This window comes from Adhaeribacter radiodurans, assembly GCF_014075995.1.
GTDB classification, from domain to species: domain Bacteria; phylum Bacteroidota; class Bacteroidia; order Cytophagales; family Hymenobacteraceae; genus Adhaeribacter; species Adhaeribacter radiodurans.
The window spans coordinates 817648-833535 of sequence record NZ_CP055153.1 but is presented as its reverse complement, the minus strand read 5'-3'; the positions used below and the strand labels follow the sequence as shown (position 1 = coordinate 833535).

Genomic DNA, 15888 nt, shown 5'->3' with positions numbered 1-15888 from the left:
GAGTCTAAAAAGTTTTCCTATTAGGCCAACTATTTTCAAGTATCATTTTTTAGAAAAACTATTCAGCTTGCGGCTGCAAAACTAAAAGTAATTTTTATACGCAAAAGTTAATTTTACTTCTAAACCATTTCAGCGTTCTTATTTAAGCCTAAAAATGCTTCGTTAAAATGGCTTAATTATCTTGTCAGGATGAGATAAACTTACTTCCTAATACATTGAAAAACAGAAAACAAGCCTAAAAAATTGGTGATATTCTATTGCTAGCAAATGCAATTAATTTAACAGCCAAAAAAATTTTAACTATTTAAGTTGTTTTTACGATGGTTTCTGGAATAAGGCTGTTTTTTACTGAAAAATTACTAACATTAAGTTGTTGCGTTATAAGCAAATTGTATTAGGTAAGTGTTAATAAGACTTTATCCGGAATCTACTTTAAACAAAAAAGCGACTTTCTTAAGTAAGAAAAGTCGCTTCATAAAGTAAAAATATCGCTTGATTAACTTTTAGTTTTTCATATAATCTTCAATATCCTGGGATTGCAGGGGAATATCGGCCATTAAATCTACAGGACCGTTACGGGTAATTAAAATATCATTTTCGAGACGAATGCCTAGGTTTTCTTCGCGAATGTAAATACCAGGCTCACAAGTAAAAACCATACCCGGCTCAAAGGGGCGGTATTTATTCCCGACATCGTGTACATCTAACCCCAGAAAATGCGAAGTACCGTGCATAAAATACTTTTTATACAACGGTTGTTGCGGGTTTTGATGGCGAACCTCCTCTTCGGCGAGTAAACCCAATTTAACCAGTTCGTTTTCCATTACCGTACCCACAAACGAGTGATATTGATCCAGGGTATTACCGGGCACGAGCATTCTCTTGGCCGCTTCCATTACGTTTAAAACACCTTGGTACACCTCGCCCTGCCGCTTGGTAAAGGTACCATTCACCGGCACCGAACGGGTTAAATCAGCAGTATAATTAGCAAATTCAGCCCCGAAATCCATTAAAATTACGTCCCCGTCTTTACATTCCTGGTTATTATCTACGTAGTGCAGAATACAGGCATTACCCCCCGAGGCAATGATAGAACTGTAAGCCGGTCCGCGGGAACGGTTACGCAAAAACTCATGCGCAATTTCGGCTTCAATTTCGTATTCCATAACGCCGGGCTTGATAAATTTGAGTAAGCGCAAAAACGCATGCTCTGTAATCTTGCAAGCGTTTTTAATTAACTCAATTTCTATTTCTGATTTAATGGCCCGCAGGCTGTGCATAATGGGGGCACTCCGGTGGTATTGATGCAAAGGGTAGGTATCTTTACACCATTTTATGAAACGGGCATCGCGGGTCTCTACTTCTACTGTTGCCCGGGTATGCTCGTTGGTGTTCAGGTAAACATTTTCGGCTTCGGCCATCAAAGCATTTAATACTTGCTTAAATTCCGATAACCAGTAAATAGTTTTAATCCCCGAAACCGCTTGGGCTTGTTCTTTAGTAAGTTTATAACCTTCCCAGGTTAAAATTAAATCATTCGTTTCACGTATAAAAAGTACCTCACGGTGGCGTACATCGCGCGTATCCGGAAATAGCAGTAAAATACTTTCTTCCTGGTCTACGCCGCTTAAATAAAATAAGTCATTATTCTGCCGAAAGGCCATGGTGCCATCGGCGTTTGTGGGCATTACATCGTTCGAGTGAAAAACTGCCAGCGAACACTTTTTCAGATGTTTGGCAAAATTTGCTCGGTTAAGAATAAAAAGGTCAGGATTGATAGGTTCGTATTTCATAAATTGAGTTTAAACCAGGCAGAAAATTACTTTTTTCGCTTTACTTAGGAGTAAATATATCTTTTTTAGTAAAAAGGAAATATAGGTTTTAAAGAATAAAGAATCGAGTAAAAATTTATTTTTGATTTTCTACTTAAAACATTCATCTTATTTACCAGCAACTCCCAGGTTACTCGTTACTTAATTTTTGTAATTTAATTTACCAATGCGTTTACTACCTTTGCCATTTAAAACAAAAGTAAATGCGAATAGGATTTGATGCCAAAAGAGCCTATACAAATACTACCGGTTTAGGAAACTACAGCCGTTTTGTTATTTCGGCGTTACAAACGCAATTTCCTCAAAATCAATATTACCTGTTTACCACGCGTCAGAATAATGTATTCAGAAATTTTGTACCGGCCTCTCCGCACCTGCATTTAGTAAAACCTCCGGGGCTTTACCGGGTACTACCCGATGCGTGGCGGTTAGCCGGAATTAATAATTCGATTAAAAATTTAAAGCTGGATATTTTCCACGGGTTAAGTAACGAGCTACCTTTTTTTTTGAATAAAAGCAAAGTTCGTAAAGTAGTAACTATTCACGATTTAATTTTCCTGCGTTTCCCGGAGTTGTATAAACCGCATGACCGGCTTATTTACCGCGCTAAGTTTAAAGCAGCCTGCCAAACCGCCGATAAAATTATTGCGGTTAGTCAACAAACTCAACAAGATTTAATACAATTCTACAATATACCCGCCGAAAAAACCGAAGTAATTTACCAGGACTGCAACCCAATTTTTCACCAGGCTATTCCTGCCGAAACTTTACGGGCAGTTAAGCAAAAGTACTACTTACCCGATAAATACCTGTTGTGCGTAGGTACGCTGGAACGCCGTAAAAACCATTTACACTTGTTTAAGGCCTGGCAAAAATCAGGTTTAACCGATACGCACGACTTAGTTTTAATCGGCAAAAGATTACCTTACGCCGCGCACCTGGATACTTACATTCGCGAAAATAAACTTACCGCTAAAGTACATTTTTTACCTTATATTCCTTTTCAGGAACTGCCCGCTATTTACCAATTGGCGCAAGTATTTGTGTATCCGTCTTTGTTCGAAGGTTTTGGCATACCTATTCTGGAGGCCTTAAACAGCGGAGTACCAGTGGTTACTTCTACTGGTTCTTGTTTTACCGAAGCGGGTGGCGAAGCCGCCCTGTACGCCGCTCCCGATGATGTAACTCAATTAGCCGAGCATTTAACTCTTATTTGTTCAGACCAAACACTCCGCCAGCAACTTATAAAAACAGGGCACGAACACGCGCAACAATTCCGGGCGGAGCACACCATTCCGCAAATGCACAGGCTGTACGAAAACCTAATTGGCAAGTAAAACCCTGCTTTATTCTAGTGCATTTTTCGTACCTTTGCGGTCCGAAACAAACATACTGAATGCCTGATTATCATCTTTATACCTTACCTAATGGAATCCGGATACTACATAAGCAAGTAACGCATACCAAAATTGCGCATTGCGGCTTTATTCTGGATATTGGTAGCCGCGACGAAAACCCGGATCAGCAGGGCTTGGCCCACTTCTGGGAACATATGGCCTTTAAAGGTACCGTTAAACGCAAGTCGTTTCATATTTTAAACCGGCTCGAAACCGTAGGCGGCGAGTTAAATGCCTATACTACCAAAGAAAAGCTATGCTTTTATGCCTCCTTACTGGAAAGCCACTTCGAAAAAGCCTTTGATTTATTAACAGATATTACTTTCCATTCAATTTTTCCGAAAAAGGAAATTGAAAAAGAACGTGGGGTAATTCTGGAAGAAATGGCCATGTACCTGGATACGCCCGAAGATGCGATAATGGATGAGTTCGACAATGTCATATTCGCCAATCATTCTTTGGGCAACAATATTTTAGGCACCAAAGAAAGTGTTTCCAGCTTTACCAAAGCCGATTTTCAAGCTTTTATCGATCAAAATTTAAGTACTGATTCCCTGGTTTTTTGTTCAGTGAGCAATTGGCCTTTCGAGAAAGTGCTAAAGTTGGCCGAAAAGTTTTTATCTGAAATTCCGCGCATCGAAAAGCAACGCGTTCGTCAACCATTTACCACGTACCAACCTGCTATTATTAACCTCGAAAAACCTATTAGCCAGGCGCATTGTGTAATTGGCTGTCCGGCTTATTCGCTCCACGATGACCGTCGGATTTCGTTCTTTATGCTCTCCAACCTGCTGGGCGGCCCGGGTATGAACTCCCGGTTAAATCTGGCGGTGCGCGAAAAACACGGCTTGGTGTATACCATTGATGCGAACTATGCCACCTATATTGATACGGGGCTATTTGGTATTTACTTTGGTACCGAGAAAAAGCAACTGAAGCGCACCACGGCCCTGGTGTTGAAGGAACTCAAAAAACTTCGCGAAAAACCTTTAGGTACCGTACAACTGCATACCACCAAAGAACAATTAATGGGGCAGTTAGCCATGGCCGAAGAAAGCAATTTGGGCTTAATGATGATGATGGGAAAAAGCATCCTGGATCAGAATAGAGTGGATAGCCTGAATGAAATTTTCGACCAAATTCGGCGGATTAAAGCTACCGACTTAACCGATATTGCGAACGAAATTTTACGTGAGGAAAACCTGAGTATCCTGAATTATGTGCCGGTAAAGTAGTACTAGGTAGTAAGTATCAAGTATCGGGAATTATTAAAGTTACTATTTTAATAATTATCTTAATACCAGATATCTGATACTTACTACTTCTCTTAGATTAAAAAACTTGCTGAATACCTGCTACTTGATACCTGATACTAAACACTCATTACAATGGACTTTTTACCATTAGAACTGCAGCAATACGTGGAGAATCATACTTCTCCGGAGTCAGAAGTGTTGAAGAAATTAAACCGCGACACGCACGTAAATGTAATGAAGCCGCGCATGTTGTCGGGGCATTTACAGGGGCGTTTGTTGGCTATGATTTCGCAAATGCTACGCCCGCAACATATCTTGGAAATTGGTACCTATACTGGTTATTCCGCTATTTGCCTGGCCGAAGGTTTAGCCGAAGCAGGCACCCTGCATACCATTGATGTAAATGCTGAACTAGAAGAAATGGTGCGCCGGTATTTTGCCGAAGCTGGTTTAACCGATAAAATAAAATATTACCTTGGTCAGGCGCTTACTATTATTCCAACTCTGCCCTATACTTTTGATCTGGTATTTATTGATGCCGATAAAGTAAATAATGTTAATTATTTTGATCTGGTGATAGATAAAGTTCGTGCGGGTGGATTTATAATAACAGATAATGTGCTTTGGAGCGGAAAAGTGGCAAACAGTACTTTAAACACCGATAAAGATACCCAAGCCGTACTGGCATTTAACCGCAAAGTACACGAAGACCCGCGCGTAGAAAATATTTTACTCCCTATCCGGGACGGTTTGCTGATAGCCCGAAAAATTTAAAAAGAATTTAATAAAAGTGGATCCATAGGAAAATTCAGATTGTAACGCATTTACAATATAGATTTCCATACTCATTTACTTTTTAGGCAATAAAAAAGGAGACTCGCTGAAATGAGTCTCCTTTTTTATTTTTCTATTTACTAAAACTCTACATCGAAACTTGTTTTTTTAAAAGAGTAATTTCCTGGTTCAGTTCGGCTACCCGATTGGATTCCGTTTGAAGGTCGCGCTTAATTTTTAGCTCTCTTTCGCGGGCGCTTTGCTTATGTACCGTAAACTCTTGACTCACTTCTTCAAAAGCTTTAATCTTTTCGTCGGTTGTAACTTTGCTCTTTTTGTATAAATAAGAAAATACCAATGTTGCCATTAACAATCCTAGAATAACAATCCAACTAAGTATTACATACACTTGTTTATTCATGTCTAAACCAAATACCGAAAGGCTGGCTACATCGTGCGCATTCTGCTGAATTTGCTGTTCTTTACGAATGTTGGCCTGCTTTAAACTTTGCAGTTCGGCTTTTTGCTGCGCTAAGTCTTGTTGTGCTTTCTTTAGCGCTAGTTCAGTAGCTTTACCTGCTTTCCGAACAGTGGACTCCCGGGCTCTCAGGCTATCCTGCACATTTTTCCAAAAAGTATCAAGGCGTTTTACCTGTACTACCTTAAAATCTTGATTATACTCTTTATAAGAAGTAGATCGGCTTTTTAAAGCATTAAACTGGTTTTGTAAAGCATTATAGGTTGGTTTAACGGGTGCCGGTTGTTGGGCTTGTGCCCCCGCAACCAACATAAAAACAGTTGCGATAAAAAGAGCGATTACCTTCATAAAACAAAAATAAAGTTCAACAATTTTACCTGAATTAATAAAAGTAATAATTTTTAACTATCCTGAAAAGGGAAATTTACTTAAACCCTCTTAAATTCTACTTCCGGATAGCCTTACTACCAGAGTACCTGACTGTTATTTTTTATCTGACCCACAGCATGTAATTTATCAACTGCTAAACTGGTTACTAATTTAGATTCTGCCCTTTCTACTTTCCATTTACCTTCCCAAATTACGGATATATGGCGCTTCACCTAATTAGTAACGCATTTCAATTTCTACCTTCTTAAACATTTCGGAAAAATTTTAAAAATAAAAGCCGTTCCCCCATCGTAAATTCGATTGGGGAACGGCTCATTTAAATAATAATGGATAAGCAATAGCTTATCGCAGAGAAAGAATGTATTGAGCCATAGATTTGGCATCGCTCTGCGACAATGTTGGATGCGGACTCATAGGTACATCGCCCCAAACTCCGGCACCGCCTTTAATAATTTTATTAGCCAGGTAAGTTATATTTTTATCGTTGGCTTCGTATTTTTTCGCAACCTCCTGGTAGGCTGGCCCTACTATTTTTTGATCAATTTTGTGGCAAGCCAAACAGTCGGATTTAGCTAACAAGGCTTTGCCTTTTTCAAAATTACCAGCAGTTGCAGCAGGTTTGGTTTGAGCTGGGGCAGCAGTTTCAGTTGGGGTGGTTCCCGCAACTTTACCCGGAGAACTGGCCTGCGATTTATCAGCTTGCGCAGAGGGTGCTTCGGAGGCAGCAGAATGCGTACTGGCATTTGCCCCAACCTTTTCAGAGTTAGTGTCGGTGTTAACAGCCGGCTGGGCCTGGGCTACTGGTTGGTTTCTTTGATTTTCTTCGTAAGCACTATCCGCTTTAGCCCGATAATCTGAGTCGTAGAACTCTTCTCCTGGTTGCTTGGTCTGGCTACCACATCCCGTTAAGAAGGCAAAACTAAATGCTGCTAAAAGAATAAATTGTTTGTTCATCATTGCAAAAATAAGGGCGTTTAAATAAACTTGATTTTTTAACTATACTATTTAATTCGAGTGGCAAGATTTAACTTTTTCCGGGTTTTACCAATCAAATTTTCCGGCAAAGCTTTATTTATTTACAGGTACGTACCAGAATAGGTTCCTGTTACTATAACCAACAGCTCTCATTTAATAAACGGTTGAATTTACAAGTTTACTTATTCAATTTCCGTGGTATTTGTTGAGCAGCGTTCCGTTTCTACCCGGTATAAAAATTAATCCCTTCATTCTCTGTCTTATATCCTCAACAAACAACTAGCCCTATTGCCAGCCGTAAAACCGCCATTACCTCAAACTACTTAAACAATAATGACCATATCTTTTTACGGCGCTGCGCAAACCGTTACGGGCAGCAAACATTTAGTAACTTTAGAAAACGGTACGCGCATTTTGCTCGACTGCGGTTTACTGCAAGGCAAAGGCGACAAAACCGACGATTATAACCGCGAGTTTGATTTTGAACCCGAAAACATTAATTATTTAATTCTATCGCACGCGCACATTGACCACTCGGGTTTAATACCGCGCTTAGTTAAAATGGGCTTTACCGGACCAATTTTCTGTACGCCTCCTACTTTAGAACTATGCGAACTGCTGCTACGCGACAGCGCTCGCATTCAGGGAAGTAATAGTAACAATGGAACCACTCATACTCCATTGTACACCGAAGAAGATGTAGAAAATGCCTTACAGCTTTTTGAAACGGTACCGTACGATAAGCCTTACCCAATTGACGAAAATATAGAATTACTTTTTACCGATACCGGGCACGTATTAGGCAGTGCCGCCATTAACTTAAAACTGCAAGACGAAGGCCGGGAGCGTACGCTTTGTTTTAGCGGCGATATTGGTCGTTTTGCCAATCGTATTTTAAAAGAACCGCAGCCCTTTCCGGCTGCCGAAATTATTTTATGTGAATCAACGTACGGCGATAAAATACACGATAGCTTGGCGAACACCGAAGAACGATTGGAGAAAATTGTACAAACGGTTTGCGCAGAACGTCAGGGTAAACTCCTTATTCCGGCGTTTAGCATTGGCCGCACCCAGGAACTTATTTACTCCCTTAATTACCTCGCCGAAGAAGGCCGCCTGCCCGAAAACGTGAAAGTATTTGTGGATAGTCCGCTGTCTGTTTACGCTACCGATATTTTACGCAGCCATCCGGAGTACTTTAATCATACCATGCAGGAATATCTTAAAATAGATTCCGACCCATTTGGTTTTCCGCAACTACATTACATTACCGAGGCCGGAGATTCTAAAGAACTGAATAACTTTATGGAGCCCTGCGTTATTATTTCCTCGTCGGGTATGATGGAAGCCGGTCGGATTCAGCACCATTTAAAAAATAATTTAGCGGACCCTAACAGTGCGGTACTCATTACGGGCTACTGCGAACCCAGTACTTTAGGCGGCCAATTATTAAAAGGAGCAGAAACCGTAAACATCATGGGCGAAGAAATAGAAGTAAAAGCCGAGATGATTGTGATGAAAGAATACAGCGCCCACGCTGATTACGGTGATATTGCTAAGTTTTTACTCTGTCAGGACAAAGAAAAAATTCAGAAAATTTTTCTGGTACACGGCGAAAAACCGGTAATGGAACGATTAAAAGCAGATTTAACTGACTTTGGTTATTCCAACATCGAAATTCCTGATTTCCGGTTGTCGTACGTTATATAGTTTGCTTTAAGGCGATACCATCCAATTTTGAGTAGATAACTTATTCCCGTACGGCAAGGTAGCGTTGGTTTTAAAATTTAAGAGCTATTCTTTAACTTTCACCGCTTACAACCGGAATATTAAGTTTTCATGCGATTATTTTACTTACCTTATTTAATAGCTTTTACTATTAATTTGGGGCTACACTCCTCAATGGTTACTGCCCAGATTGTAAATATAGAAGAGGACCGTACCGGTGCTGATACTACGAATGATTTTTCGGGTAAAGCCGGTATCAACTTTTCTATTTACAACCAAAATGCCGGCAAAAACCGCCCGAACAATTATCTGCAGCTTACTTTAAACGGCGACGTAACGTACCAATCGCGGCTGCATACTTATTTTTGGGTAAATTACCTGAACTACCTGCTAGTAAATTATAACGATGAAGAGCAACGCAATACCGTAGCGCAGCAAGGTTATTCTCATGTTCGGGTAAATTGGTTTCGGGCTCGTCGGCTATCTTACGAATTATTCGCTCAAATTCAGAACGATAAAGCGCGCGGGTTACAATGGCGTACCTTAGGAGGCGGTTATTTGCGTTACCGGTTAATACCAGACGAGGACAAAAACATAAATGTTTTTTTAGGAACCGGTTTGATGCATGAGCACGAAGCATGGGAAAATCCGGAAGAGTTTAATCACTTACAAGTTTCTAATTTACTAAAATCTACCAGCTACGTAAGTGCAAAATTGAAAGCGCGCGAAAACCTGGAGATTAACGCCATAACCTATTACCAGGTAGGCTACAGCCGCCTTATTGATCGGTTCCGGAACCGGATAAGCGGCGATATTAGCATAGGAGTAAAAGTTACCAAAGTATTAAGTTTAAAGACCCGATTTAACTGCACCTACGAAGATCAGCCCATTGTACCCGTAACAAAATTTGTTTACACCATTGCTAATGGTATAGAAATGCGCTTCTAAATTCTATATAAGTAAAAAGACATAAGTATCAATATTTTAGATTTTAGATTTTAGGTTCTTTATTAATAAATGTTTTAATATCAATGTTATATTACATCAATTTAAACATTTAGTATAGTAAACTAATTTTACCCAGTTTCTTACTAATAAGTAGATAAAATACAACCAGGTTTAAACCAACATAATTCGCCATCCAAAAAAGTTACTCACCACCAGTACTGCATCCAGCATTTTAATCCGTACTTTTATTTTATAATTATGCTATTTCTTAAATTCCCAAAGAAGTTGCAGTAGCCTCGCATAATGCCCTTGTTCCATGAAAATAAATACAACCACAACTATTTCCCGGCGAGCCATCGTTTTTATTATAACTACTCTGTTATTTAGTCAGGCGTGGGCCCAGGAAAAATTAACTTTTACTCACCAGGACACCTTGCGCGGCTCCGTTACTCCGGAAAGAGCCTGGTGGGATTTAACGCACTATCATTTGGATGTACGGGTAAACCCCACCGAAAAATCGATAAAAGGAGTAAACACCATTTCGTACCGGGTTTTGCAGACCGAAAAAATTATGCAAATCGATTTGCAGCAGCCATTAAATATTGAAAAAGTAACGCAAAATGGTAAATCTTTAAATTTCCGGCGCGATGGGAATGCCTTTTTTATCACCTTAAACGAACCCCAGCAACCCGGTACCTTCCAAAAAGTAGAAGTTTACTACGGGGGTATTCCGCAAGTGAGCGCTAATCCACCGTGGAGCGGCGGCGTAACCTGGCAAAAAGATAAAAAAGGTAATCCATTTGTAGCGACTTCGTGCCAGGGCGATGGTGCCAGTTTGTGGTGGCCCTGCAAAGACCACATGTACGACGAACCGGACAGCATGCAAATAAGCGTTACCGTACCACAAAATTTAATTGATGTATCCAACGGGCGCTTGCGCAAAGTAGTCCAGAATAACGACGGCACTAAAACCTTTCATTGGTTTGTGACTAATCCTATTAACAACTACGGGGTAAACGTTAACATCGGCGATTATGTAAATTTCTTCGAAAAATTCAAAGGCGAAAAAGGTACGCTTGATTGTAATTATTATGTGCTTCGCGAGGATTTAGAAAAAGCAAAAAAACAATTTAAAGAAGTGCCGCGCATGCTCCAGGCTTTTGAACATTGGTTTGGCCCCTACCCTTTTTACGAAGATAGTTACAAGCTGGTACAAGTGCCTTACCTGGGTATGGAGCACCAAAGTTCGGTTACCTACGGCAATAAATTTGAGAATGGTTATTTAGGTAAAGATTTAAGTGGCTCTGGCTGGGGTTTAAAGTTTGATTTTATTATTGTGCACGAATCGGGGCACGAGTGGTTTGCCAATAACATTACCTATAAAGATATTGCCGATATGTGGATTCACGAGAGTTTCACAGCTTACTCCGAAAACCTATTCCTGGATTATCACTTTGGTAAAAAAGCCAGCAGCGAATACGTAATTGGTACCCGCAAAAATATTAAAAACGATCGGCCTATTGTCGGCTACTACGATGTAAACTACAGCGGCTCCGGCGATATGTATTACAAAGGCGCTAACATGCTGCATACCTTACGCCAAATAGTAAACAACGACGAAAAATGGCGCTCCATCCTACGAGGTCTTAACAAAGAATTTTATCACCAAACCGTAACTGCGGCGCAAATAGAAAATTACCTGAGTAAACAAATTGGTCGCGATTTATCGGGTTTCTTTCAGCAATATTTGCGCGATGTACGCATTCCGCAGTTCGAATATCAACTCCGGAATAACGAGCTAACTTATCGTTGGGCCAACAGCGTAGCTAATTTTAATATACCGGTAAAAGTATACCTTAACAACCAGGAAAAATGGCTGGAGCCTACCACCACCTGGCAGGAGCTACCCAATGTACCCGCTAACGCAACGGTGCAGGTAGATTCTAATTTTTACGTAACTGCACCCCAAAACAACGTTAAATAACTTTAAACAAATAAATCACACTTAAATCCACATGATCCAAGTAAACGAATATTTCGACGGAACAGTAAAATCATTAGCTTATCAAACGGCAGAAGGAAAATCGTCTGTTGGAGTAATTAACCCCGGCACGTACAAATTTGGCACTGGTCAGCCCGAAATCATGACTATTATAGAAGGGAAATTAACAGTTTTATTGCAGGACGCAACTGAATGGCAATCGTATACAAAAGGCCAGGCTTTTGACGTACCGGGCAATTCATCTTTCCAGGTAAAGACAGAAGAACAAACATCTTATTTGTGCCAGTACCGCTAATTAGTAGCCTTAGTTTTATTTTGTTAATGAATGCATTGAGAAAAGCTTTTACTTAGAAGCAGTTAAAAATGCAGTTATTCTAACTGCATTTTTTATTAAAATTCCATAACTCTTGTTAGCTATAACTCTTTTTCCGCGTAAAAGGTAAAACTTAAATTTCTTACGTAACACATGGAATTATCAGGGAATACCGTATTAATTACGGGCGGAGCTTCGGGTATTGGGTTAGCTTTGGCTGAACGTTTTTTACAAGCAGGCAGTAAGGTTATTGTTTGCGGTCGTCGGGAGGACAAGTTGCAGGAAGCCCAGCAGAAATATCCGCAACTCCATACACGGGTTTGTGACGTAGTTAAGGAATCAGATCGGCAAGATTTATACAATTGGGTTGTTCAATCTTTTCCGGAAGTGAATGTTCTGTTAAATAACGCTGGTATCCAGAACCGGCAATCGATGGTAGGTAGTTCCCAATCCTGGTCTTTTCATCAGGCCGAAATTTCCATTAACCTGGAAGCTCCTATTCATTTAGCTTTTTTATTTATTCCGCATTTGCAGCAAAAACTGCAAAGTTATATTATAAATGTAACCTCTGGTCTAGCGTTTGCACCACTGGCCCAAGCTGCCATATATAGCGCTACTAAAGCTGCCCTGCATTCCTTTACATTATCCTTACGACGGCAACTACGCGATACTTCTATTAAAGTACTGGAAATTGTACCGCCTGCCGTGCAAACCGACTTAGGCGGAGCCGGAATCCATACCTTTGGCGCCCCTTTAAACGACTTTGCCGATGGCATTATGGCTGGTCTAGCTCGCGGAGAAGAGGAAGTTGGATATGGCACTTCAGAAATAAATCGGAAAGCTTCCCGTGAACAGCTAAACGAGATATTTAACCGCATGAATGGTTAAGTTTGTTCCTGCAGAAATGCTCTTTGAAGAATATACTTTAGAGTAAACCTGTTAATAAACGATCAGATTTTAGGTTGGTGCTCTGATTTTATCCTGCTTAAATTTAATCGTAAATTTGCCTAAATCGTTGGTGGTTTTGTAGAGGGCGACATTAGTAGTAAGTAGTATCAATGAAAAAAGTAATTAGTTTAATCCTTTTATTTCCTTTTCTTATTAGTCAGACTTTTGCTTATGGTCAGACGGGCCACCGGGTAGTAGGTTTGGTAGCAGAGAAGCATCTAAGCAAAAAAGCCCGTAAGAAAGTTTTACAAATCCTCGGAAACAACTCCCTATCCGAAGTAGCTAATTTCATGGACGATGTAAAATCCGATCCGGCTTACAATCATACCCACGATTGGCATTGGGTTACCATTCCGGATGGAATGAAGTACGAGCAAACGCAGAAAAACCTAAACGGTGACTTAATTTTGAAATTAGAAGAGTTAATACAAACCTTAAAAGCACATAATTTAACGGCCGTTCAGGAACAGGAAAATTTAAAGTTTTTAATTCACATGGTCGGCGATTTGCACCAGCCCTTGCATGTGGGTGGCCAAGACGATATGGGGGGCAATAATGTGAAAGTACAGTGGTTTGGGAAAGCTTCTAATTTACACCGGGTTTGGGATAGTGAGATTATTGATGGGAAAGATTTAAGTTATACCGAGTTAGCTTCGTTTTTAGATGAACCCAATAAAGCAGAGATAAAAAACTGGCAAAGCACCAGTATTAGAGATTGGGCCTACGGCATGATGCAATTCCGGCCGCAAATATACGCTGTTGCCGCCGATGGCAAGTTAGGTTACCGCTATTCTTACGACAATTTTGGTACTATCCAAAAGTTACTCATGCAAGGTGGTATCCGGTTGGCTGGCTTGTTAAACCAGATATATGGTTAGTTACTCTGGCAAAAATTTAATTAATATTTATAAAAAACGTCCATTAAATTACTTTAAGGGGCGTTTTGCTGTTGTAACAAATTTTAAATTAAACTCTTTCTTTTAATCTGTCTTCTAGTTGCGCTAACAAAAGTAAAAATTGCTCTGATTTTTTTTCAATAAGTTTTAAGCCGTCGTAAGCCTGGTCAATTTTACCAAATTTATACAGCTGAAATAAATTACTGGCCGTTGAACTCAGGTCTTGGTGTACGCGGGCTAGTTCGGTCATTTCTACTTCCTGCCGGTACTTTATCATTCCTACGCTAGTAAACCACGTGTTTACGGGTCCGGAAGGCGAAAAGAAAGCCTCATCGAACGAGCCACCAAATAGTACGGAACGGACCTTTGATTTATACAGAATATGTTTGATCCGGAGTTGCTGAAAGTCTACTTGTGCGGCATTCATGCGTACCTGCTTCTCTTTTTGTTTTGAGTTGTCATTCTACTTACCTGGCTGCTTCGTTAACAGAATGACCTGACTCTTGCAGTTGCTTTCTTAACTTTATTATTTCATTTATTTCGAAACCAAAAACCAGAATCCCTGTAACTTTTTCGGTTTCATCCAATATAGGCTGGTACAAGAAATTCACGTAAACATCGTCTAGTTTACCTGTATTGTGCTGATCTAATTTTACTAATATTTCTTTTGCTTCGTAAGATTTTCCCGTTTGATACACATTATCAAGCAATTGCAAAAAGCCTTGTTCTATTACTTCGGGTAAAGCTTCAGCTACAGGTTTGTGTAACAACTGCCGATTAGGAAAAAGTTTCTGATAATGACTATTTACCAATTCGTACCGATGTTCCGGCCCTTCTAAGATGCAAAAGAAAGCGGGTGCTTCCATAATGAACCGCTCCAAAGTTTTCCGTTCCAATTCAACCTTTTGGTAAGCTAGCTGCACCTGATCGGCCAGAAGCGCCATTTGCTCGTTAGTAGTTAGTAATTCCTGCACCAATAAACGGGTATCATGAATATCGGTAGAAGAACCTAGCCACATGGTTATATTCCCATCTTCGCCTCGCATCGGTAACATACGACATAAATGCCAGCGGTAGCTACCTTCTTTATCGCGTTTGCGAAGTTCTATCTGCATTTCGGTTTTATTCTCAAAAGCCTCTTTGCCGCGCTTTTGCAACTCTGGTAAATCTTCCGGATGAATAATTTGCTGCCAGCCTGTAGTACTCAACTCCTTTAAAGAGATATTACTATAAACTGCCCAACGTTGATTGAGATAGGTTAATTTACCGGCCGGATCGGTAGTAAAAACCAGTTGCGGCATGGCATCGGCCATAAATCGGAATTTATTTTCACTTTCGCGTTGCGCTTGTTTGGCCAGTTCCCGGGAGGTAACATCTGTTGTTTTCTGAATAACGTATTTTACCGCCCCTGTTTCATCGAGTACAGGCGTATGAGAAGCTTCCCAGTACCGAACTTCAAATCCACCTCCTTCGGTTTCTGGTTTCGGTAAATCGTAGCGCAGTACGTCTAAGTAATCTACTTGTTTGGTAGCTACTGCTTTTGCCAATGATTTGCGTACCGGATTTTGCTCGTAAGAAACTTCCCGGTCCGGAAAAGCCTCTAGTAAAAAAGGTAATCCTATAATTTCTTCCCTTTTTCGCATGGTTACCTGCTGGTACGTATTGTTGCAGGTAATTATTTTAAAATCAGGTTCCGGCGATAATACCACCATGGCATCCGGAAGATGAATAAATAATTCTAAAAAGTCCATAAAGCTGATAAATACTGCCTATAACAGTTGTAAATACAATGTGTTTAAAAATAAACTAATTATAGGTTTAACAAAAAACCAGTATTGTATATTAAAGAAGAAGCAAGCTTTTTAGGATAATACATCTAAAAAGCTTGCTTCTTCTTTAATATACAAAGGTAAATAAAAAAAGCGCAGGCTCTTTTTTTATTTAGAGCTTG

General features: G+C 40.1%; 14 protein-coding genes. 9 read left to right on the top strand and 5 right to left on the bottom strand.

Annotated features, from left to right (window positions below):
- Positions 1 to 503: 503 nt before the first annotated feature.
- Positions 504 to 1793, bottom strand: a complete 1290-nt coding sequence (locus HUW48_RS03915) for an aminopeptidase P family protein (RefSeq protein WP_182414428.1) — start codon at positions 1791 to 1793, stop codon at positions 504 to 506.
- Between the two features lie 242 nt (positions 1794 to 2035).
- Here HUW48_RS03915 and HUW48_RS03910 point away from each other — a divergent pair, with 242 nt between their 5' ends.
- The 3 genes from HUW48_RS03910 to HUW48_RS03900 all read left to right on the top strand — a co-directional run bounded on the left by HUW48_RS03910 (position 2036) and on the right by HUW48_RS03900 (position 5259).
- On the top strand, positions 2036 to 3169 hold the full coding sequence (locus tag HUW48_RS03910; RefSeq protein ID WP_182414427.1) for a glycosyltransferase family 4 protein: 1134 nt from the start codon (positions 2036 to 2038) through the stop codon (positions 3167 to 3169).
- A 59-nt stretch (positions 3170 to 3228) separates the two neighbouring features.
- Positions 3229 to 4464, top strand: a complete 1236-nt coding sequence (locus tag HUW48_RS03905; protein WP_182414426.1) for a M16 family metallopeptidase — start codon at positions 3229 to 3231, stop codon at positions 4462 to 4464.
- A gap of 153 nt (positions 4465 to 4617) precedes the next feature.
- Positions 4618 to 5259 carry an O-methyltransferase gene (locus HUW48_RS03900; protein WP_182414425.1) on the top strand — a complete coding sequence of 214 codons (642 nt, stop codon included), beginning with the start codon at positions 4618 to 4620 and terminating at the stop codon, positions 5257 to 5259.
- 148 nt (positions 5260 to 5407) lie between these two features.
- Here the strand turns inward: HUW48_RS03900 and HUW48_RS03895 are convergent, their stop codons facing one another.
- Both HUW48_RS03895 and HUW48_RS03890 read right to left on the bottom strand, forming a co-directional pair.
- The gene (locus HUW48_RS03895) at positions 5408 to 6085 is read right to left on the bottom strand and encodes a hypothetical protein (RefSeq protein ID WP_182414424.1); all 678 of its coding nucleotides are present in this window, start codon (positions 6083 to 6085) and stop codon (positions 5408 to 5410) included.
- Between the two features lie 384 nt (positions 6086 to 6469).
- Entirely contained in the window at positions 6470 to 7084 is a 615-nt protein-coding gene (locus HUW48_RS03890) for a c-type cytochrome (protein WP_246343687.1), read from the bottom strand.
- A 351-nt stretch (positions 7085 to 7435) separates the two neighbouring features.
- On the opposite strand from HUW48_RS03890, the gene HUW48_RS03885 reads away from it, so the two are divergent.
- From HUW48_RS03885 to HUW48_RS03860, 6 genes are all read left to right on the top strand, one after another.
- Positions 7436 to 8812: an MBL fold metallo-hydrolase RNA specificity domain-containing protein gene (locus HUW48_RS03885; RefSeq protein ID WP_182414423.1), complete on the top strand. Its 1377-nt coding sequence runs from the start codon at positions 7436 to 7438 to the stop codon at positions 8810 to 8812.
- A gap of 129 nt (positions 8813 to 8941) precedes the next feature.
- On the top strand, positions 8942 to 9778 hold the full coding sequence (locus tag HUW48_RS03880) for a DUF481 domain-containing protein (RefSeq protein WP_182414422.1): 837 nt from the start codon (positions 8942 to 8944) through the stop codon (positions 9776 to 9778).
- Between the two features lie 316 nt (positions 9779 to 10094).
- Positions 10095 to 11762, top strand: a complete 1668-nt coding sequence (locus HUW48_RS03875) for a M1 family metallopeptidase (RefSeq protein ID WP_182414421.1) — start codon at positions 10095 to 10097, stop codon at positions 11760 to 11762.
- A gap of 31 nt (positions 11763 to 11793) precedes the next feature.
- Positions 11794 to 12075 (top strand): pyrimidine/purine nucleoside phosphorylase, encoded by a 282-nt coding sequence (gene ppnP / locus HUW48_RS03870; RefSeq protein ID WP_182414420.1) that lies wholly within the window; start codon positions 11794 to 11796, stop codon positions 12073 to 12075.
- Between the two features lie 171 nt (positions 12076 to 12246).
- Entirely contained in the window at positions 12247 to 12981 is a 735-nt protein-coding gene (locus HUW48_RS03865) for an SDR family oxidoreductase (protein WP_182414419.1), read from the top strand.
- Positions 12982 to 13151: 170 nt separating this feature from the next.
- On the top strand, positions 13152 to 13919 hold the full coding sequence (locus tag HUW48_RS03860) for a S1/P1 nuclease (RefSeq protein ID WP_182414418.1): 768 nt from the start codon (positions 13152 to 13154) through the stop codon (positions 13917 to 13919).
- An 88-nt stretch (positions 13920 to 14007) separates the two neighbouring features.
- Here HUW48_RS03860 and HUW48_RS03855 read toward each other — a convergent pair whose 3' ends face one another.
- Complete coding sequence (locus tag HUW48_RS03855; RefSeq protein ID WP_182414417.1) at positions 14008 to 14364, bottom strand: histidine kinase; 357 nt, start codon at positions 14362 to 14364, stop codon at positions 14008 to 14010.
- A gap of 40 nt (positions 14365 to 14404) precedes the next feature.
- A complete protein-coding gene (locus HUW48_RS03850) occupies positions 14405 to 15688 on the bottom strand; it encodes a PAS domain-containing protein (RefSeq protein ID WP_182414416.1) in 1284 nt (427 codons plus the stop codon).
- Positions 15689 to 15888: the final 200 nt, after the last annotated feature.